The organism is Ralstonia sp. 25C (assembly GCF_051904805.1).
In the GTDB taxonomy this organism is placed as follows: Bacteria; Pseudomonadota; Gammaproteobacteria; order Burkholderiales; family Burkholderiaceae; genus Ralstonia.
In genome coordinates this window covers 1,795,790-1,815,607 of sequence record NZ_CP196738.1, presented here as the reverse complement: position 1 = coordinate 1,815,607, position 19,818 = coordinate 1,795,790, and the positions used below count along the sequence as shown (strand labels likewise).

Sequence of the window (19,818 nt, the reverse complement as noted above, 5' to 3'; positions counted from 1 at the left end):
GCCTAGCGACGGAAGGCAACGGCACGGCCAATCAGTATCACGAAAACAATCTGGTAAAGCTCAAGAATGCTGATGTGGTGGGGCAACCATGTCGCCGTAAGCACGGCCGACAAAGACCAGGCGCAGAGCACTCAACCCTGGCGGCTACGCACGCTGCGAGCGCTGTCTGCTGCGGCTTTCGCCTGATCCAGCAGCACCTTGGCTGCCTGCCACGCCTGAGCGGCCGCGCGTGGATCGCCAATGGCGCGCGCATCTGCCGTTGCGCCACTCAGCAACATCACATACACGCCGGCGAGTTGGCGGGCTCGGCTAGGCGGAATGATCTCGGACAGCAGTTGCTCCATGATGGCCAACAGGTCATCGCGGTAGCGCACCGCCACGTCGGTCGCCTTGGGACAGGTCGCACCGAACTCAGCCAGCGCGCGTTCGAATAGGCAGCCCGCAAACTCGGGGGTACGAAACCAGGCTCCATACCAGTCGAAAATCCCCTTCAAGCGCGCTTCGGCATCTGGCATGGGTTCGAGCTTGGCAGCCAGGCTCTCCATGATGAAGGTGTAGCGCTGTTCCAGCACTTCCTTGATCAGATCTTCCTTGCCCGCGAAGTGGTGATAGAGCGTCATGCGGGCAACGTCCGCCTCGGCGATGATCCAATCGATGCCGACCGGATGAAAGCCGTGGCGGGAGAACAGCTCACTGGCCTTGTCCACCACTTGCTGGCGTTTGCTCGCGCGCATGCATCCGTCTCCTGACTATGGGGCGGCATCTTAGCACCGCGCCCGCCGACGCAATCCGCCGCCAAGCTGGGTTGAGCCGCTTCAGTACGTCTTGCTCCAGACCAGAATGGTGTTGCTCCTGAGCGGGCGTCCCTGCGCGGTTGAACGGCGGTAGAAGACCCGCCGGAAGGCATGAAGGCTTATGGGCAGATCGAGAGCGACTGCGCCGCGCGTTTGGCAAGCTGGGATAGGGGTTTCATGATCTCCCAATGCCTGGGGCGTTTCAGCAAGGCACCCGGCCACCGCCCATCATGCACCAACGCTGCGTCTCTTGTGGTGGTGGCGCATACGGCAATCCAGTCCTCGGATTAATCCCGTCGTATTGATGCGTGGGGTGCCTAGCCCTCCAATCCGCCATCTCCGCATACTGCTGCTCAACCGCGGCATGCTGTTGAGCAAGATCCGCCTTTTGGGCGTCATCCAGTTTCTTTGTCATGGTGACCAGCCGCGCAAACTTTGGATCGCGCACATCCTGCAAGGGAGGCAGGGGTGCGGCTGGCGGCATGATAAGAAATGGACCGTTGTACTTCGGTATCGGCAACTTCGAAGGCCGCCCCCAGCTTGCTGCCAGATTGATCTCCCACATGGCAGCGTTCATGCCAAGCACAGATTCGTAGTCTCGATTCACGACTGCCAGCGTGGCAGGCCCCGACAGTGGAGGCAACGGCCGCAGAGCAGGCGGCAGCGCCTGCCGAGCCTCGGGATAGACGACGCGACCCCAACTCCCCGCAGCGGCTGAGTACTGCTGAAGAACGGCTTCATACGCTTCCAGTATTTGCGTACGGCTGTAGTTGCCTGGATTCTCGAACATCGGCTTATAGGCCAACACGCTTTGGGCATACCGCGCATTCGCATTCCGCTGCTCCACGACCAACTGCAGTTGCGGATCGACCGGCGCGGGTGTCGATATGGCAGCGCCTCCGGAAAGCACACTGACGATGAACACAAGGCCTGCGGTTGCCCGGGCGGCCCGCCCCATATGACGCGAGATGACAGCCACCGCCCCATGCTTTCGTATCTGTGTGGCACAGCGTGTAGAAGGCTTAACCATCTTGAATAGAGTCCCGATCACAACTGTGGCGCATGTCATAGGCGGGTAGCCAGTGTGGGTTCAGCCCGTCAAGAAACCGGGCGATTTCGCTGATGCTGGCTGCCAGAGTCATGTGAAATGTCAGTCTAAACGGCGCTCAACGGCCTCGCCCACCAGCCGTCACGCGCTAATTTGGGTGAGGCGACGCAGGGTGAAATCAATTTATACCAGTCTGTCTACTTTGACTAGAATCCTGAGCGTACGCTCGGAACAGCCTGCACAGAAACAACGGCTGATTTGTTTCTGGTTCCTCACCTGGGCAAAACAACCAGCTCGACAAGTCGTCTCGTCTACAACGGTCCGGGGTACGACGTACCCACCGGGGGGAGTAAAACAGCTCGTTCAGCAGCACCGGCGGAATGAGCCCGGCCACCATGAGCAAATTTGTAGGCATGGCCGCGCAATACTGCGGGCGCCCCACTCGCTGGGCGCCCGCTCTCAGGCATGTCCACCCGAACAACTTTTATTACCAAACGATCATCATTTGAAACTAGATAGATCGGTATAGTTTCATTTCATGGAGCCTCTGCCGCGCAGCATCGGCACATGTCAGTCGCCTGCCGGAAAAAGCGGTCCCATGATTCATTGAAGGCAGTTCGCATGGCTTGATTGCCATCTGCCCGCGCACGGCAGCGTCGTCCACGCCGGTTCCGTTTGCATTTTTCCCAAGGTGAATTCATGAAAACCGCTGCGCTGATCGCAATGACTTGTGTTGCACTCACTGCCTGCGGCGGCGGTGACGACGCCTCTACGACTGCGACCGGCTCGAACCCGGGAACGGGCACGGGAAGCGGAACGGGCTCCAACGGCGGCAGCACGCTCACGCTGCGCTATGAAGCCCTGTCGCCCGCAGCAGATGCAGCCAGCTTCCTGGCGCTGCTCAACAGCGAAGGCGCAAAAGGCTTTCGCTACTTGAGCGATCGGTTCAACGCGTCGGGCAGTACGACGACTTCGGTCTTCGTCAACGACGGCACCGCGCAGACGTACACATACGAACTGGTTAGCGCACAGAGCAGCCAGTCGGCCTTTCTCACGCAGGCCAACGCAGAGGGCGCACGCGGTTATCGCTTTGAAGGTCCGCTGACGTATGGAAACCTGTATCGCAGGGACGGGGGGGCATCTGCAACCTATACCTACGCGGCCGTGGCGTGGCCGACCAGCCAGGCAGCGTTCCTTACGCAGGCCAACGGGCAAGGACAGTCAGGCTACTGGCTGGTCGGCCCGATCATGCTCAACTCGACGAGCACAAGCCTGTACATGAAGAACAATGCCTCGAACGCGACCTACTCGTACCAAGCGCTAACGCTGCCGACAACGTCGAGCGATTTCATTGCGCAGGCGAACAGCGAAGGTGCAAATGGCTATCGCGCGAAGGGAGCGTTGGCGTTCGGCACCGACTCCGCGTGGGTCTACGTCAAGGATCAGACTCAATCGCCCTCCTTCACGTACCAGGCGGCGACCATGCAAACGGCAAGCGCAGCGTACATCCAGCAACTGAACGACCTTGGCGCGCAAAGCAACGCATACCTTGGGGACCTCATGCTCGGCACGTCGGCGTCCTACTACTTCAAGGCTAGCAACTGCAGCGGATTCCTCTGCACGACGCTGAATCCGCTGACGCAGAACTAAAGGCCATCCCGTTTCACATCGGATACCCGACGGCAGCCTGCGACTGCGTTGGCAGGATAAATGCCCGCTGTGGGTCCACTAAGAGTCTCGGGACCCTGTCCGGGCAGGCGCCCCTTCCTCTTTTCAAGGAGAAACCATGAAGAAAACCCTGCATTGCACCGCACGAACCGCGCTGGGAATCGCCGTTGCAAGCTTCGTGTTGTCCGCTTGTGGCACGACGCAGATGAACATGGTCGACGTCCAGACCTCGACTGCAAAGACGCTCGGTCTCGCGTCGTCGGACGAGATCACGATCGCGAACGTGCAGTATGGGAAGAAGGACGGGCTGGGCGGTCAGAAAGTGAGTTACGACGCGACGACAGGCAAAGGGCGCCGTTTCAGCTGTACGGTGTTCATGATTCCAGGGCTCACGCCGATCGATCAGCCGACATACAACAACTGGGAATGCCATCCTCGACGCTGATGGCCGCGAGATCGCCGGCGCCCATTGCTGGGCGCCGGTCGGCCGCTTGGATGGACGAGCAGCGCCCGACGTCTGGACATGATCGAACTGCTCGATTTCGTGCGGGTATTGGAAACTAACCCGCTTGCCTTCATCGACATCCCACTAGATGCACAGATGACGGCGTTGCCACGCTGCCTGCTCCATCGCGAAGAGCGCCCACCCCGTATTAGCGAGGTCTCGTTGACCTCACGCCCCAGCGATCAGCTGACGAAAATGTCGCTGATGTGTCTGCCACATATCGAAGACACACAGCGCATAGCCAATGTATACCAGTCCGTCTACTTTGACTAGAATTCCGCAGAATCAGGACATACGTGCAAAGAGATGGCAGCCGATTTGTTTCCGTTTCTTAATGTCTCTGAAGTGAACCCGAGCCTCACGCGCATGGCTCGGGCGTCTATGACTGGCTGAAACAGTTCGTGCTCTCGCAACCCTTGCTATGCCGCTTCGCTCTTCCCTATTCGCCTTCGCAACCACTACCGCATCGAACGCCCTCCACGGTGCGGCGCTAGGGCTCAGCCTTGCACTCACAATACCGGCCGTTGCGCAAACGAATGCGCCTGCGCCACGCGTGGTGTCCGAGTTGAAGGACATCCGCATGAAGGCGCTCACCAACCTGCCCAGGGCAAGCGGCAGTGCAAGCGACCGCGATAGCTGTCCGCAGCTGGTCATCCAGCCGAAGTCGCCGGCCGCGAAACAGATCGCCGCGCAAGGCTGGGCTGTCATGTCGGATGTGCCACTGGGCTCCTACCGCGCTGTCAGCTTTGCAGGCCAGATGGAGGCCGCGACCAGCGGCGCTTGCAACGTCACGCAAGGCAACTTGGCCGTGTTTGACAACAACAGGCTCGTCGCACTGGCCTACGGCAAATCGGCAGAGGCCACCGCGATTGGCAGATTGGAGCCGCTCGAAGGTGGCGCCGTACGCGTATGGGACGGTGATATCTCCCCATTGCCTGCGGGTGACCTGCATGTCGACGACGACGGCACCCTGCGCCTGTCCAAGGTGGCCGACGAAGACAGCGTCTGCCAGGGCCGCGCCAAGGTGCCGAACGTCTACAACATGCCGATCGACAAGGCTCGCAAGGCACTGGCCGCCAAGGGTTGGACGCCCGTGCGGGGCGGCGCCAGCCCTGAGCCGCGTCAGGCTGCACTGGTCAAACGAGGCATCGTCGAGGCCGAGTCCTGCGCAGGCACGGGGTTCGCCTATTGCGATTTCAGTTACGTTGGCGCCGCTGGCAAGCTGGCCCTGACCACCGTCGGTGAAGACCCGCTGCCACGTGTCGCGGAGTACAGCGTCAAGTGCCGCTGATGGCTCCATCGGTTGCGCCCCACACTCCAAGCCCTAAGCGTGCTTCATGCAACGTCTACCCATGCGAACCCTGCCCCATGTTCCGTGCGTGCTGTCTGCCTGCGCCCTACTGGTCTGCCTGAGTGCGTGCGAGCGTAGCGCGCCACCCGCTAGCCCAAGCGCTGCACCTGCCTCCGCTGCGTCCGCCTCTGTAGCAGCAACGCCGGCGAAAACTGCGGCATCCCCCCTGCAAGCGCTGCTGGGTGCGTTCGGAGGCCAGACCGCCGCCGGTTGGCCCGCGTTTGACAACATAGCCGGCGTGCACTGGGATGACGCGAAGCCGCTCAACAACCCAGACGCCAACTCCCCCGACACCACGCACTACCGCGGCGGCAGCATGCTGCTCACGGGCTTTGGCGAGGTGGACGTGCCTGACGGCAAGGCTGGCGCAGAAGCCGGCATCAAGAAGGACAACGAAGGCCATGTCGGCGTCGTGCTCAACGGCGACGCCACCACCGTCGTATCGATCGAGCTGCAGAAGTTCTATCCGCGTGATGACACGCAAAGCATCCTGCAGCGGCAGTTCGGCGGCGATGCCACGGTCAAGCCGATCGCCGGCACCTGCATGCTCGACTACGGCACGACTGCCCCGAACACGCAAAGGAACGCGTTCTATCAAATCAGCATTGGCAACGCTGCCGTGCCGGTATTTGCGGAAACGTATGTCGATGAGGACGGCGGCAACCAGGGGCCAGGCATGACGAACTTTGTGTTCTACCGCGCCAAGCCGGACCAGCGGATCACGAGCATGCAGTGCAAGAGCGCGAACGCCTGAGCAGAAGAACGCGTGCGGCCCGCTGGCTTGCGACTGCCCACTGGAACTGCCGATCGAATAGATGGACAACAACATGAAGCAAGCACCAAATGGGAGAAGCCGCATCATGATTTCCGCACGCCTGCGCCTGGCCTTCATTGGGCTGATGCTGAGTCTCGGCTGGCACCACGCCGCGGCTGCGGCCGGCTGCGAGGCCAATTTCAAGAGTGAACCCGACACCGGCTCCGGCCCACGCTTCTCAACCTTCTCTGCGGTGCCGGGCCTGGACGCACGCAACGCCATCGCCCAACTCAAGCAAATTGCCGCGGGTGACGGCTTCCTGATCGGCGACGAAAGCTACACCGGCTCAACCGGCGAGCTGACAATCCAGCAAAAGCAGAGTGACCGCGCCCGTGGCTTCGCCATTACGCTGACGGCGAATCAAAGCACGAAGACCATTTCCGTGGTGACAACGTTGCCCCCGGGGATGAACGCGGCACCGGAGGCCATCCGGGGCGGTATGTGCGGCATGCTCAGCCGCGTCGACATGAGCCGCAACGCAACAAGCACGAGCGTGGCAGCTACGGCGCCAGCCCCATCGAACGATGCCTTTCTGACGGCACCCACTTTTGCCACCTGCACCTATAACTTCCGGCCCGCGCTGGACGGCGTCACAGGTCGCCACTACACCACCTGGGTACCCATCAAGGCGGTGAAACCGGCTGACGCAGCCTCCCGGCTGACGCAAGCAGCCACAGCGGCCAAGTTGAGCGTGCAGTCGAACGAACAACACGGCACGCTGACCAGCGTCACGATTGTCCAGCCGCTCCCAGAGCAAGGGGAAAAGCGCTCCTTCCCGATACGCTTCATGCTGGAGGAAGCGCTGGGTGTCGTCTCCGTTGTCGCGCGGCTGAACCCGAAGCAGGAGATGGACGATCAAACGCTGCGCAAGGAAATCTGTTCGCTCGTCGTGGCCATGGTGGCGGCACCACTGAGCGAATCGAAAGAGCCGCCCGCACTCTCAAACCAGCGCAAGCAGGAAAGCTGGCACACCGGCATCGACTGGCTGATCAACCGCGCCATCGTTGCCGGCAAGGCGCTCGTCGTGGTGCCCGCCATCAACCTCGATAAGAAGTACACCGTCGAAGAAGGCGTCACCCAGAAAAAATGGGCGTTCCGTACCGATGTCACGGCGACCACCATCTGGCAAAACAAGAACAACGCCGTTGACGTGATACGCGTGGGGCCAAATGAACCCTTTAACGAAGTGGGCCTGCACGGCTATGTGTCGACCTTTGTGGCAGGCAATGCCCAGTACTTTGTCTACATCGTCAATCCGGGCACGTACACCGTAGCCGGCAACACCTACGAGACAACGTCCGAGGCGATGTCGCAGCTTGGCACCAGTCAGAAGCCAGGCAGTTCCCCGCTGGGGCAGATCGCCTTGCTGCCTAAGAAGAACTCGGACTTCATTCAGTCGCAAGAATGGTTCAACGCCCAGTACCGGGACCGCCAGGTCGAGAACACATACTGCTCATCGATCTATGTCTACGGTGGCGGCTGCGCGTTCTGGGCAACGGAGAAGCGCACGGTCTCGGAAATGACCGAGCCCGCCGGATGGAAGACCGTCACCCGGGAAAAGTCCGTTGATGGGCTGGCGGTCTCGACCAAGCTCAAGCGCGAATTTGCTTCGTTCAGCGTCGCGCCGGGCGAAGCCATCGTGATCGACGGCCTGTACCCGACTCCGCCCAACGCCGACTACAACAAGCAGGCCTGCGAAATTGTCGGCGGCCAGATCCAGTGCGACCTGACACGCTACACGCTCACGCGTATCCCGGCCGATATGGCGCACATACAGGGGCTGGCGTCCGACCCAGGTTTCTACCCACGCGCCACACGCATTCTGTCCAACGCCAAGTACCGCCCGCTCAAGCTGCAGGCCAAGGCGGGTGAACTGCGCTCGGTGTACGGGCAGGACTATTCGATCAGCGTGCGCTAAACGCACATTCAGCGCACATCAAGCGCATGCGCCTGCCAACACCCGACTCGGAGTCGCCATGACCGCCAAACTGCCCGTTGCGCACAGCTTGTTCCTGCTGGCTACCTTGTTGTTGGGCGCACAGGCCGCGCATGCCAACAGCGACACGTGCGGCAAACGCGCCGCCGCTATCGTGCGCAAGGTCTACCCCAACGCGAAGTCCAGTGGCGACAACTTCGTCATTGATGACTTGAATATCGTGACGCCTGAAAGCGACATGAATGGCGAAGTCGCCCACGTGGTCTGCCGCACCTGGCCCGGCCGGCCCGACACCATGCTGGCGGCAATCCCGTTCACGAAGGACTGGGAAAGCAAGGAACGCGGGGGCCGGCTTGATCTGCTTGTACTCGACAAGCGCACCCTCAACGTGCAGCAACGGTGGCGACTGAACACCAACACGACCAACAGCGGGCTGTCCATCAACGCGATCCGCTTTGACAACACGCGCTATACGCTTGCGCCCGGGCAACCCGCCGTGGGCCTGCTGATGATGCGAGGACGTCAGGTGGACCCCAAATCCTTCTCCGAAGACGTCCTGTGGCTTTATGCCCTCGACGGCGATCAAGTCAAGCCAGTCGTAGACGGCCTGGTCGTGCAGGCCAACACCACCGTGATGGCTGAGCAGTGCTCCACCACATCGGTAGGCGGCCGGCGCACGCTGTCGATGGAACCGGCTTCGCACAACGGCTATGCCGACATCGTGGTGACGGAAAAACGGCTCTCCCAGCAGGAGGCAAAGGGCAAGAACGGCATGTGTGAGTTACGGCCGACCAAGTCGGAGACGACAACACATCGGCTGGTCTATGGCGGCACGCAGTACGAGCTGCCCAAGGCGCTCCTCAAGCCGCTGGAATAACCCCGCGCGGCACAACGACCATGAAAAGCCTCGCCCTGCTCGCTCGCGGCAAGCACGAAGCTTCGTCCAACGCCATGGTCATCGCACGAACAAGTGCCATCATCGCCCGGCTCAAATGGGCGTGGGTAGCATGGGGTGTGGTCACTGCGGGGCTCGCCATGTATTGCACGATCGCCTCGGTTGCATCCACGGGCGTGCGGGCCGAGGTTGTACTGGCACCCGGACGCACGGCCCGTTTGCCGGTGACGAGCCTATACGGCCATGCCCTGTCCTTTGAGTTGGACTTCGCGCGATACACAGGGGGCACACGCGATACTGACCTCGGCAGCTGGACCCGAACGGAAGACGGACCGGGCACGTTGCGCTTCAGCACTCCAGGCGCGCGCGTGGCCGGCACCGTATCGGTCAACAGCGGCACGCCAATTCCGCTGGAAACCATGCCGGCCAATGGATACGGTGCCAACGTCATCTTCCGGGACTTCTCCGAGAGCCTGCCAGTGGCGCCAGGGGAATGGCGCTGGCCGCCGAATTCTGCGAAGGCCCATGCAACGCCTGGCCACAACGACGTGGTCGTCACCATTACCGATGTCGCGCCTGCACTGACCGGCGAGACGGTGGAACTTTGGGCACGCCCGCCGTTGTCGTTCAACGCCACCGCGCCACACTACGGCTGGCTATGGCCGGCTTACCTGTTAAGACCACTCGGCGTGCCACTGGTCGCCGGCACAGGGTTGTTCCTGCTCTATCTCACGTGGCGCGCGCGCCGTACAGCGCATCGCCACTTGCAGGGATGACACGCCCAACTTTTTTGCGTCCCACACCCTGACCACATGACCGCCCTCCTCAGATACGCCACCTGCATCGCCCTGCTCGCCAGCACCGCCGCTGCGCATGCAATCGACTGCAGAAAGGCCAGCAACCCTGTCGAACGTACGATCTGCGCCGATGAGAAGCTCAAGGCCGCCGACGCTGAGATGGGTAAGGCCTACGCAGCTGTCATGCAGCAGGCCGGCAATGACGCCGATGTGCGCGCGATGCTCGTCCGCGGCCAGAAGCGCTGGATCGAAGCGCGGGATGAGAGGTTCGCAGATCCGCAGGATTTCGCCGGCGCGCCAAACGGCAAGGCCCTACGCGCGAGCCTGTTCAAAGCGATCCGTCAGCGCACCGAGACCCTGAGCGAACCCGGCAAGGCCAACCGTGCCACGCCGCGCTTGCTGGAAACAGCGCTGCAGCAGCGGAAGTTCCTGGCGCAATTCACGGGTGGGGCATTCGCAGGTTTCGAGACAGGATGCGATTTCCTGCCGGGCGGTCAGGAACTCAACTACGGCTGCTTCAGCGAACGCCGCTATCAGAACCGGGACCGGGTCTGCACCCTGCAAGATGATTGGGCGAGTGGCGGCTACTACCAGACACGCCTGGTTGGCAACGTCGTTCAGGGCCGGTTGGAAACCGTGGCGGCATGCGGCGACGGTTCAGAAGGCGGCAGTCCGTGCCCGGACACTGTGAACGAGGCGCGCAAAGCGAGCGCAGGCTGGAATCTGCACCCAGGCCGCCCCGCCCTGGCACCCAAGGCACTGCCCAAGCTGGATGCCGAAGTCGAGCTTGGCACCGAAGACACCGCCTGGCTGCACGCCTGCCTGACGGACAGCCGCTACCCGCAGAGCGCCGGTGCTGCGCGTTGAAAGGCTGATTGCTGACCCGACTCGATCCAGATCCCGCTAGCAGCGGATGCAAAAACAAGGGGGGTTCCGTGTGTATTTCGTCCTTCTGGCTTCGAACATCGCTGGCACTTGGCTTGACGTTGGCTCTTGCGCCCGGATGTGGTGCTGCCACACCGCTCGATAACCAGCAGAACATCGAGCCACCGGTATTGACTCGACAAGTCCCCCTGCACTTCAAGCGCCACAACTTCGAAGCGCACTGCTACGACACCATCGGTTGTACCGTCGTATACAACGGCCGCTACCAAGTGCGGGATGCCGACGACGCAATCGCCCGCCCGAAGCCCCCCGATGGCGACAAGACCTGGCGCTCGACGGAACTTGCTATCCGCAACTTTCCGGGTCCAGCCAAAGTTCGCTGGAAATCCAAGGACGGCGTGGCGCATGAGGCAAGCATCGACATCGGCCGGATCTTCAAAGACGAACTGATCTGGCACAACGTGCCCAAGGCACAGATGGCTGACTTCTACAGCGGTCCCGTCGCCGGATCACCCGACATCTATCTCGAAGTCAACGGCCGCACCATCAACGTCTACACGGCGATGTTCATTCCCACGCGCGATGAACAGACTGTCGGCAACAAGGACAGCGATTTCAGGAAGGACATCTTCCTCGTCTGGAGCAGGACGTACTGAAAGCGGATCGGCCTATGCGCAGTGCATGTTTTCGGCATAGGCCCGACTCACAATCGACCGCCACGAGGATTCAGCATGATGCAGACACAGAACAAAAATCGCGTGGTTTCAACCGCCCGCACCCGACGCCGATTCTTCACGCCCACGATGGTCATGGCCGCATTGACCCTATGCCCGCCAGTTGGCAGCGTGCATGCCCAGCCCCCTGCTGAAGCCACGCCGGACCGCGCAAGCCGATCGCGCATCGAATCTCAAGCCCCAACGGACCTCAGCACCACGCAGGCGCTACAGGCCATGCTGGAGCTGATCCGGACCAGCCATCGCGTGACCGACATCACGCAAGACACGGTGGACCGCATCTTTGGCGTCCAGACCAAAGTGACGGCTCAAGACGAGTTCGGCTATGGCCAACGATTGCCAGGCAACTGGGCATTCAGCATCCAAAGGCTGGTGATTCCGGGTATCGGCACACGCGTGGATCTGGGTTTTGATCCGATTCCCGGAACACAGGCTGAACCGCTGACGAGGTGCGAGCCCAATTTCGCTCAATTCACCGGGGCACTGGAATCCATGGGGTTCAGCCGCCGTAGCCTATATCGCGAGCACGGCAGCTGGATTGGCGACAGCTTCGAGCGTCCCGGCATGGTCGTGCAGGTCTATACCCGCAGAGCATTTACCGATACCGGTGAGCCACGTGGCCCCGTATGCGTAAGGATGGTGCTGGTGCAATAGGCCGGCCCAACTGCTTCTCCTCAGCGATACAGCTACCCATCAAGCGCCAACGGATGATCCCGATCCGACAGGTGACGTTTCTGTCGCATCGACGGCCGCGATCTGTTCGTGCCCCGCGTTGGAGACATCCATGAAGCCTCAAAACAAGGGCTCCGGAAGACTCTTGAAATTTCCGCACGCCTCCCTATTTTAGGTTTCGTCAATGCAGTCGCGATTCACGCGCTGCGTGTTTCGATTTGTTTGTCAGTGGCTCGCCACGGACGGATGAACTGGAGCGCGTAGTTCGGTTCAGCCTCCGTGCGGGCCCTTTTAGGAGCCAGCCATGAGCGATCTGTTTTTTGGCACCGATCTGCTGGGCGAATTCGACCGCCTGCACCGGCAGATGGCCAGTCTCTTTGCGGGTACACCCGCAAGCCTGCGCGCCACGCGCATCGGCACCTTTCCCCCGGTCAACATCGGCAGCACCGATGATTCCGTCGAGATCGTCGCATTCGCCCCGGGGCTCGACCCCGCGCAGATCGATGTCTCGATCGACAAGGGGCTGCTGACCATCAGCGGCGAGCGCAAGCGCCCCGATTTCGAGCTGACCGACGACACGCGCGTGTACGCCGACGAGCGGTTTGTCGGTGCGTTCCGCCGCGTGATTGAACTGCCACAGGACGTCAACCCCGAGAAAGTCGCTGCGCGGTACACCAACGGCTGCCTGACCATCAGCGTGGGCAAGTCGGAGGCGTCAAAGCCACGTCAAATCACGGTGCAAGGGTGAGCCTCGCCTTACCCATGAACGATGGAGGACATCATGAACGAGACCACCCAACTCGCCACATCCGCCCCCGTTGGTCATGCTGCTGTTGCAAAGCAGCAGGTGGAGCAAGGTGCTGCACGCCAGACCCATCTGGCGCCCCCGGTCGACATCTTCGAGAACCGCCAGGGCATCACACTCTATGCCGACCTGCCGGGCGTACCGCGTGAGAAGCTCGATGTTCGGGTGCAGGACGGCACCCTCACTGTAGATGCGGAACTGATGGTGCCCACACCGGCCGGCCTGCGTCTGCAGCATGGCGAGGTTCGGCACCCGCATTTCTCGCGCACGTTTGTGCTGAGCCCCGACTTTGACGCCTCACGCATCGACGCCCAGCTGCGCGACGGTGTGCTCAAGCTGACGATTCCGCGTCGAGACGAAGCCAAGCCCCGCCGTATTGAAGTCCAGGCGGGCTGAGCCCCTCACACGCCATCGTTTTGCTTCGGAAGCGGGCGCGCTGGCGCCCGCATTTGGCACCGGGCCCCCTGGTTGTGGTTGTTTGTTGCTGGGAGACAAAGATGCTGAGTGCACACGAATTCGCCACGCTGATGCTGGTCAGTCAGTCACCAGAGCAGGTGGACATGAACCGCGCTGAATTGGAAACGCTGCTGGAGCGGCAGTTGGTCATGCTCGAGCGCTCCGCCGAAGGCCATCGGCGACGCGCGCAGTTGACTGACACGGGGCGCTTGCTGCTGCAAGCGCTGAATCCCGAGGATCGCCATGACCGGCCCGCGACCGAATCGGTATACCGTGAGGATGGAGCGTTCGGGTAACGCTCGATTGCCTTGTGTGGGGCCGCTGCCGCCAAGTCACCACCTCGGCGGCAGCGACCCCATGTATTGATGACTCAGAACGGCGCTGCAAACGTCAGCCGCACGCCCTGCTGCAAGCCCCCCATCCCCACCATCACGCTGTAGTCCAAACCAAACGTGAGCGGCCCGGTACGGAACTTGGTGCCCAGCCCTACCTGCATGCGGTCGCGGCCATACGGGCTGCCGCTCACGGTATAGGCGGGGCCGAACGAGGCCATGTCCGCATAGGCCAGGCCGGCGTTGCTCTGCCCATTGAAATCGTGCTGATACTCCACGCGCGCATACGGCAGGAAGGTGCCCCAGCGGGTCTTCTGCGTGTATTCGGTGCGCAGGCCAAGCGTGCCGGACAGGGTCGTCACAGTCTGCTGGAAGTACGTCAGCGCGTTGGTGCCTGCACCGGTTTCCGAGAACTGATCCAGCGTCGATTCCGATACCGACAGGCGCCCGTATGGCGAGATCAACCAGACCTTGTCGCGGTGTTCGTACCCGGCGGAGACCGACGCGAACACCTGCTTGCCGTTGCGCTTGCCCGTGGCGAAATCGCTGGCGTCGGTCACCCAGCGGCGCGAGTCAAAGCTCAGCGTGCCGAAGCCCGCCACACCGTCGATGAACAGCGTGGGTTGCGGGCGGAAGCTGCCGTACAACGCCACGCTGTACGCATCGCCAGTGCTCTTGGTGCCGGCGCTGCCGATGTCGGTTGAGTCGCGCCCATAGCCGAAGCCCGCGCCAACAGAGAGCTTGTCCGATACGCGGTAGTCCGCCCCCGCGGTGATGCCGCCCGTAGTGAAGCGGAAGCCGGAGCGCTGCGTGCCGGCGTTGGCAAAGCCGAAGTCGAGCGTGCCCGCGCTCCAGAACGCCAGGTTGGGCGCATCCGCGTTACCTGGGCCGGCGTCGGCGCCGGGCAGGTCCGGGCCAGCGTCGGCGGCGGCTCCGCCGTCCTTGGTGCCCTTGGCGTCGGTGATGCGCTTGCCGCGTGCCAACGGTCTGCCGACGGTGCTGTCGCCGCGCAGGCAGGCTTCGTGCGCGGCAATGCCGAACACGTCCTGGCAGCGGGCTTGCGCGTCGCCGCGCGGGGCCGGCAGCGCTACCGTGAGGCCATTGCCCGACGGCGCATGGCCCGTACCGTGCAGCGCTTCGAGGCGCTGGTGGTAGTTGCTGATCTGCGTGGTCGCAAAGCGCTGCGCGGCCTGGATCTGCGCGTTGATCAGGCCGCTGACGTCCGGGTCGGTGGACGGGTCCTTGCGCGGCGACACAGCAACCTGGATCGTGGCCGGCGTCGACGTAGCAACGGCGTTGCTGAGCGTGTACGTGATCGTGGCCGTGCCGCTGAAGGCGCCCGTGGGCGTGAAGCTCAGCAGGTAGATCGGCGCCACCGCCGCGATCGACTTGACTCCTGCCGTGGTCTGCGAGTTCTGCTGCACGACTGTCGCCGTGCCGGCATTGGACGGGACGACCGAGACGATGGCCGCGCCTGTGAACGGTCCGCCAGTCGCACCATCGGTCAGGTCTACGCTGACGAGCTTGCCCGCCGTCGTGCTGGCAGTCTTCTGCGTCACGGCAATCGGCACGGCGTTGACGGTCACCGTCGCCTGGATTGGCGCGGAGGTACCCGCCGTGTTGACCAGCGCAAAGGTGAAGGTGACGCTGCCCGACGTGGTGGGCGTGGGGGTATAGACGATGTCTAGGCCGTTGACCACAGCAGTGCCGCTGGCCGGCGGGCTGACGATCACCACCGATGAGAACGGCCCACCCGTCGCATTGGCGGTGGGATGCAGCGTGACAGGCGTGGTGGACGTGGTCGTTGCGCTGATGGCCGACGCGGTGCCAATCGTCTGCCCAACGGTCAGCGTGTAGCTGCGCGTGCCACTGTAGGGCGCGCCGGTGCCGGTGCTGCTGTCGGTGGCCCGCACGGTGAAGGTACTGCTGCCCAGGGCGGTAGGCGTGCCGCTCAGCACACCGGTGGTGGCGTTGAGGCTCAGCCCCGTTGGCAGCGTGCCGGAGGCGACGGCGTACGTGTACGGCGCGATGCCGCCGGTGGCCGCCAGCGTCTGGCTATAGGCCGTGGCCAACGTGGCGCCCGGCACGGTGGCCGGGTTGAGTGCGATGGTTGCCGCGCCAATGGTGACGGTGTACGCACGGCTGGCGGTAAAGCTGTTGGCATCCGTGGCCGTGACGGTAAAGCTGAAACTGCCGCCTGCCGTGGGGGTGCCGGACAGCAGGCCCGCGCTGGATAGCGCCAGGCCGGCCGGCAGTGCGCCGCTGCTGATCGCGAAGGTGTACGGCGCCGTGCCATTGCTGGCCGTCAGCGTCTGGCTGTAGGCCGTGCCGATGGCCGGGTTGGGCAACGTTGACGGGCTCACCGTCAACGTGGGCGCGCTGATGGTCAGCGTGTAGGTGCCCGACACCGCATAGGGGCCGGAACCCGAACTGCTGTCCGTGGCCGTGACGGTAAAGCTGACGGTGCCGGCCGTGGTGGGCGTGCCGGAGAGCGTGTGGGTGGCCGTGTTGAACGAGAGGCCGGTGGGCATCGTGCCCGACGTGATCGTCAGCGCGTAGGTGTACGGGCTGCTGCCGCCGCTGGCGGTGAAGCTCTGGCTGTAGCTGGTGCCGGCCACGCCGGTCAGGCCGCCCGTGGATGACAGCGTGATCGTCAGCGTGGGGGTGCCCACGCTCAGCGTGTAGGCCCGGCTGCCGGTAAAGGGGCCGGTGCCGGTGCTGCTGTCGGTGGCCGTCACCGTGAAGTTGAAGCTGCCGCCAGCGGTCGGCGTGCCGGACAGCGTGCCCGAGCTGCTAAGCGACAGGCCCGCGGGCAGTGCACCGCTGGTCACCGCATATGTGTACGGCGCGGTGCCGCCGCTGGCAGTCACGCTTTGGCTGGTGGCCGTGCCGACGGTGGCGCTGGTGAGCGTGGCGGGGCTGAGCGTGATGGTGGGTGCGGCAACGGTAAGGCTGTAGCTACGTGTGCCGCTGTAGGCGTTGGCATCGGTGCCGCGCACGGTAAAGCTGAATGTGCCGGCCGCCGTGGGGGTACCGGACAGCGTACCGGCGCTGGAGAGCGTCAGCCCCGCCGGCAACGCACCGCTGGTGATGGCGTAGGTATAGGGCGCAGTACCGCCGCTGGCAGTCACGCTCTGGCTGGTGGCCACGCCCACCGTGGCGCCAGACAGCGTGCTGGGCGACACCGTGATCGTGGGCGCCGTAGCGGTCAGCGTATAGGTGCCCGAGGCCGTATAGGGGCCCGCGCCGGTGCTGCTGTCTGTGCCCGTGATGGTGAAGTTGACCGTGCCGGCCGTGGTAGGCGTACCGGACAGCACCCCGGTGGCCGTGTTGAACGAGAGACCCGTGGGTATCGTGCCGGAATTGACCGACAACGCATACGTGTACGGCGATGTGCCATTCGAGGCCACGAACGTCTGGCTGTAAGCAACGCTGGTGGTGGCATTGAAGCTACCGGAAGCGGGCGTAAGCGACAGTGTCGGCGCGTTGACGGTGAACGTGTAGGCACGGCTGCCGGTGAACGGGCCCGTACCGGTGCTGCTGTCCGTCGCGGTGACGGTGAAGTTGAACGTGCCCCCAGCGGTAGGGGTGCCCGACAGCACGCCGCTCGACGACAGGCTCATGCCTGCAGGCAGCGCCCCCGCCGTGATCGCATAGGTGTAGGTTGCGGTGCCCCCACTGGCGCTCACCGACTGCGACGAGGATGTGCCGACCGTTGCGCTCGTCAGCGTGCCGGGCGACACGGTGATGGTAGGCGCGCCGACGGTGAGGCTGAGCGTGCCGCTGGTCGCCGAGAACGGGCCGGTGCCGGTACTGCTGTCCGTGGCCGTGATCGTGAAGTTGAAGCTGCCGCCGGCCGTGGGCGTGCCGCTGAGCGTGCCGCTGCTGCTCAGACTCAGCCCTGCCGGCAGCGATCCGGAGGCCAACGCATACGTATAAGGCGACGTGCCGCCGCTGGCAGAGGCCACCGACTGGCTATACGCAACGCCCACCGTGCCCGCTGTCGGCGACGACGGCGTATAGCTGACCGTGGCGCTGGAAACCGTCACCGTCACCGTGGCGGGTGCCGACGTACCGCCGGCATTGGTTGCCGTGTACGCAAACGTGTCGGTGCCTGAATACGCCGCATTGGGCGTGTAGGTAATCGACGTGCCAGTGGCAGTGGCCGTGCCGTGGCTGGCCGCTGTCGACACCGCCACGCTGGTCGGTGCACCCCCGGTTATGTTCAGGGTGATGGGGTTGCTGCTGCTGCCGTGCGCCACGGTGGCGCTGCTCGCATTCGCCACGGGTGCGGCAATGTAGGTGAACTGGTTGGCGGCGCTGGTTGCACTGGTGCCGCCGGTTGTTGTGACCGTGACATTCACCGTACCGGCTGCCCCGGCCGGCGACGTTGCCGTGATGGACGTTGCACTGTTGACCGTAAACGCCGTGGCGTTGGTGCCGCCAAACTTCACCGCCGTTGCGCCCGCGAAGTTTGTGCCCGTGACGCTGACGGTGGTGCCGCCGCTGGTGCCACCCGAGGCGGGCGAAAGACTCGTGACTGTCGGCGTGGAGCTGATGACCGTGATGGACACCGTACCGTTGGGCTGCCAGGTGACCCCATCGTTGCTGGTGTAGAACGTGGCGGTGTCGGTGCCGGAAAAGTTGTTGGGCGGGCTGTAGACGAAACCGTTGGTATTCGGATCCCCCGATGGCGGCACCGAGCCGTTGTAGATGGCGATAATGCCGCCCTGCGAGGTGGCCGTGTTGGACACCGGGCCAGACGAGCTATTGGCGTCGCCCGCGGAGTCGTAGGCAATGCCGATCAGGAAGGGATCGCAATTGCTGGTGTCGGTGCCGGTGAAAACGTAGGACTTCTGCGTATTGGCGTTGGTCGAAAACGAGACCGTACAAGGCGACGCCGATGCGGTGGACGGCAGCAACATCTGGCAGGCCGCAAGCACCAGCATCGCCAGCGTCCCCTGTCGCGCCCATGGGGCCCAGGCCCGCGCCCGCGTCCTGCTGCGGCCGAACAGGTGGACGAATGTCAGCCACCCGGCAAACCAACGCCAGCCGGGCAGGATTGTTTTTGTCAGCGTGCGCATGCCTTCCCTCGTTCCCACGTCTGTTTTAACGGACGTTTCTTATCGATATCGCAGGCGTATTAACCCGGACAACGCCTGATTCTCTTTGCCAAGCGAGGGAGGTTTTGTGCTGAGAGTTTCACTCGCAGCTTTGGGCTCAGTAAAAACCCTGTACGGTTTACCCGCACCAACTTGTATGAATACTCCCCCGCAATACGAAATGACTAGTTACTTTGGTTATAGGCATCATTTCGATTCGATTGGATGCTAGAAGGGATTCCGCCCTCCCGCAAGCCGGCCAATTCCAACAACATAGCCGACAAGCCCTTCTTATTTCATTCGATTGCCTGGACATCTGATTTATCGCAAGGCCGAGTTAAAAATCGCACAGATGGCCGAGCCATTCACGTCACCATGCCCGCGATCGCATCGAATTGGCGGATGGAAATAGTCGGTGCTAAAAATCCACGTAGCCATTGCAAGAATCCAATAACGTGGCACTGCCACATCGCGAGGAGGGGCTGTGGATCAATACCTTGGCGAGATTCGCTTATGTGCGTTCTCATTTCCGCCCAAAGGATGGGCCTTCTGTAACGGCGCCCTGCTGGCGATTAACCAGAACACGCCACTGTTTTCGTTATTGGGCACGCAGTATGGCGGCGACGGCGTCCGCACCTTTGCGTTGCCGGACCTGCGCGGCCGCACGCCGCTGCATCGGGACACCACCAGCACCATCGTCGGCAGCGTCGGCGGCGTAGAAACCGTCACGCTCAACGCCACGCAGATGCCGACGCACACCCACCTCTTTAACGCGTCGACCAACGCCGGCACCCAGGTGAACGTGGGTGCCACGCAAAACCACGTGCTGGCCACCAGCACCATCACGACGCCAAGCGGGCCAGGCACCGCGCTCTATGCCGCGCCCGGCACGTTGACCACACTGTCCGCCGAGACCTGCACCGATACGGGCGGCACGCAGCCGCACGAAAACATGCAGCCATCCCTGGTGTTGAACTACATCATCGCGCTGACCGGCATTTTCCCGTCGCGCAATTGAGGAGCG

At 62.9% G+C, this 19,818-nt stretch carries 18 protein-coding genes; 15 read left to right on the top strand and 3 right to left on the bottom strand.

Annotated elements, in window-relative coordinates; genetic code table 11:
• Positions 1–131 precede the first annotated feature (131 nt).
• The gene (locus ACS7SF_RS26640) at positions 132–734 is read right to left on the bottom strand and encodes a TetR/AcrR family transcriptional regulator (RefSeq protein ID WP_439893460.1); all 603 of its coding nucleotides are present in this window, start codon (positions 732–734) and stop codon (positions 132–134) included.
• A 262-nt stretch (positions 735–996) separates the two neighbouring features.
• Positions 997–1,719 carry a hypothetical protein gene (locus ACS7SF_RS26635; RefSeq protein WP_439893459.1) on the bottom strand — a complete coding sequence of 241 codons (723 nt, stop codon included), beginning with the start codon at positions 1,717–1,719 and terminating at the stop codon, positions 997–999.
• 822 nt (positions 1,720–2,541) lie between these two features.
• Between ACS7SF_RS26635 and ACS7SF_RS26630 the strand changes: the two genes are divergently transcribed.
• The 14 genes from ACS7SF_RS26630 to ACS7SF_RS26565 all read left to right on the top strand — a co-directional run bounded on the left by ACS7SF_RS26630 (position 2,542) and on the right by ACS7SF_RS26565 (position 13,656).
• The gene (locus ACS7SF_RS26630; RefSeq protein WP_439893458.1) at positions 2,542–3,492 is read left to right on the top strand and encodes a hypothetical protein; all 951 of its coding nucleotides are present in this window, start codon (positions 2,542–2,544) and stop codon (positions 3,490–3,492) included.
• Positions 3,493–3,628: 136 nt separating this feature from the next.
• A complete protein-coding gene (locus tag ACS7SF_RS26625; protein ID WP_439893457.1) occupies positions 3,629–3,955 on the top strand; it encodes a hypothetical protein in 327 nt (108 codons plus the stop codon).
• Positions 3,956–4,033: 78 nt separating this feature from the next.
• On the top strand, positions 4,034–4,288 hold the full coding sequence (locus ACS7SF_RS26620; protein ID WP_439893456.1) for a hypothetical protein: 255 nt from the start codon (positions 4,034–4,036) through the stop codon (positions 4,286–4,288).
• A 307-nt stretch (positions 4,289–4,595) separates the two neighbouring features.
• Positions 4,596–5,306 carry a PASTA domain-containing protein gene (locus ACS7SF_RS26615; RefSeq protein WP_439893455.1) on the top strand — a complete coding sequence of 237 codons (711 nt, stop codon included), beginning with the start codon at positions 4,596–4,598 and terminating at the stop codon, positions 5,304–5,306.
• A 61-nt stretch (positions 5,307–5,367) separates the two neighbouring features.
• Positions 5,368–6,120, top strand: coding sequence for a hypothetical protein (locus tag ACS7SF_RS26610; protein ID WP_439893454.1), 753 nt, complete (start codon positions 5,368–5,370; stop codon positions 6,118–6,120).
• A gap of 106 nt (positions 6,121–6,226) precedes the next feature.
• On the top strand, positions 6,227–8,098 hold the full coding sequence (locus ACS7SF_RS26605) for a hypothetical protein (protein ID WP_439893453.1): 1,872 nt from the start codon (positions 6,227–6,229) through the stop codon (positions 8,096–8,098).
• Between the two features lie 58 nt (positions 8,099–8,156).
• Positions 8,157–8,993, top strand: coding sequence for a hypothetical protein (locus ACS7SF_RS26600; RefSeq protein ID WP_439893452.1), 837 nt, complete (start codon positions 8,157–8,159; stop codon positions 8,991–8,993).
• Between the two features lie 20 nt (positions 8,994–9,013).
• The gene (locus tag ACS7SF_RS26595; protein WP_439893451.1) at positions 9,014–9,787 is read left to right on the top strand and encodes a hypothetical protein; all 774 of its coding nucleotides are present in this window, start codon (positions 9,014–9,016) and stop codon (positions 9,785–9,787) included.
• A 36-nt stretch (positions 9,788–9,823) separates the two neighbouring features.
• Positions 9,824–10,675: a lysozyme inhibitor LprI family protein gene (locus ACS7SF_RS26590; protein WP_439893450.1), complete on the top strand. Its 852-nt coding sequence runs from the start codon at positions 9,824–9,826 to the stop codon at positions 10,673–10,675.
• 113 nt (positions 10,676–10,788) lie between these two features.
• Complete coding sequence (locus ACS7SF_RS26585; RefSeq protein ID WP_439893449.1) at positions 10,789–11,349, top strand: hypothetical protein; 561 nt, start codon at positions 10,789–10,791, stop codon at positions 11,347–11,349.
• Positions 11,350–11,424: 75 nt separating this feature from the next.
• On the top strand, positions 11,425–12,081 hold the full coding sequence (locus ACS7SF_RS26580; RefSeq protein WP_439893448.1) for a hypothetical protein: 657 nt from the start codon (positions 11,425–11,427) through the stop codon (positions 12,079–12,081).
• Between the two features lie 322 nt (positions 12,082–12,403).
• Entirely contained in the window at positions 12,404–12,847 is a 444-nt protein-coding gene (locus ACS7SF_RS26575) for an Hsp20/alpha crystallin family protein (RefSeq protein WP_439893447.1), read from the top strand.
• A gap of 33 nt (positions 12,848–12,880) precedes the next feature.
• On the top strand, positions 12,881–13,300 hold the full coding sequence (locus tag ACS7SF_RS26570; protein WP_439893446.1) for an Hsp20/alpha crystallin family protein: 420 nt from the start codon (positions 12,881–12,883) through the stop codon (positions 13,298–13,300).
• Positions 13,301–13,401: 101 nt separating this feature from the next.
• Entirely contained in the window at positions 13,402–13,656 is a 255-nt protein-coding gene (locus ACS7SF_RS26565) for a hypothetical protein (RefSeq protein WP_439893445.1), read from the top strand.
• A 74-nt stretch (positions 13,657–13,730) separates the two neighbouring features.
• Here the strand turns inward: ACS7SF_RS26565 and ACS7SF_RS26560 are convergent, their stop codons facing one another.
• Positions 13,731–18,776: a putative Ig domain-containing protein gene (locus tag ACS7SF_RS26560; RefSeq protein ID WP_439893444.1), complete on the bottom strand. Its 5,046-nt coding sequence runs from the start codon at positions 18,774–18,776 to the stop codon at positions 13,731–13,733.
• A 502-nt stretch (positions 18,777–19,278) separates the two neighbouring features.
• Here ACS7SF_RS26560 and ACS7SF_RS26555 point away from each other — a divergent pair.
• Positions 19,279–19,812, top strand: a complete 534-nt coding sequence (locus tag ACS7SF_RS26555; protein ID WP_439893443.1) for a phage tail protein — start codon at positions 19,279–19,281, stop codon at positions 19,810–19,812.
• Positions 19,813–19,818 lie beyond the last annotated feature (6 nt).

Coding starts and splice junctions, on each gene's coding strand:
- ACS7SF_RS26640 (WP_439893460.1), bottom strand. CDS start 734: ATGCGCGCGAGCAAACGCCAGCAAGTGGTGGACAAGGCCAGTGAGCTG.
- ACS7SF_RS26630 (WP_439893458.1), top strand. CDS start 2,542: ATGAAAACCGCTGCGCTGATCGCAATGACTTGTGTTGCACTCACTGCC.
- ACS7SF_RS26625 (WP_439893457.1), top strand. CDS start 3,629: ATGAAGAAAACCCTGCATTGCACCGCACGAACCGCGCTGGGAATCGCC.
- ACS7SF_RS26620 (WP_439893456.1), top strand. CDS start 4,034: ATGATCGAACTGCTCGATTTCGTGCGGGTATTGGAAACTAACCCGCTT.
- ACS7SF_RS26615 (WP_439893455.1), top strand. CDS start 4,596: ATGAAGGCGCTCACCAACCTGCCCAGGGCAAGCGGCAGTGCAAGCGAC.
- ACS7SF_RS26610 (WP_439893454.1), top strand. CDS start 5,368: ATGCGAACCCTGCCCCATGTTCCGTGCGTGCTGTCTGCCTGCGCCCTA.
- ACS7SF_RS26605 (WP_439893453.1), top strand. CDS start 6,227: ATGATTTCCGCACGCCTGCGCCTGGCCTTCATTGGGCTGATGCTGAGT.
- ACS7SF_RS26600 (WP_439893452.1), top strand. CDS start 8,157: ATGACCGCCAAACTGCCCGTTGCGCACAGCTTGTTCCTGCTGGCTACC.
- ACS7SF_RS26595 (WP_439893451.1), top strand. CDS start 9,014: ATGAAAAGCCTCGCCCTGCTCGCTCGCGGCAAGCACGAAGCTTCGTCC.
- ACS7SF_RS26590 (WP_439893450.1), top strand. CDS start 9,824: ATGACCGCCCTCCTCAGATACGCCACCTGCATCGCCCTGCTCGCCAGC.
- ACS7SF_RS26580 (WP_439893448.1), top strand. CDS start 11,425: ATGATGCAGACACAGAACAAAAATCGCGTGGTTTCAACCGCCCGCACC.
- ACS7SF_RS26575 (WP_439893447.1), top strand. CDS start 12,404: ATGAGCGATCTGTTTTTTGGCACCGATCTGCTGGGCGAATTCGACCGC.
- ACS7SF_RS26570 (WP_439893446.1), top strand. CDS start 12,881: ATGAACGAGACCACCCAACTCGCCACATCCGCCCCCGTTGGTCATGCT.
- ACS7SF_RS26565 (WP_439893445.1), top strand. CDS start 13,402: ATGCTGAGTGCACACGAATTCGCCACGCTGATGCTGGTCAGTCAGTCA.
- ACS7SF_RS26560 (WP_439893444.1), bottom strand. CDS start 18,776: ATGCGCACGCTGACAAAAACAATCCTGCCCGGCTGGCGTTGGTTTGCC.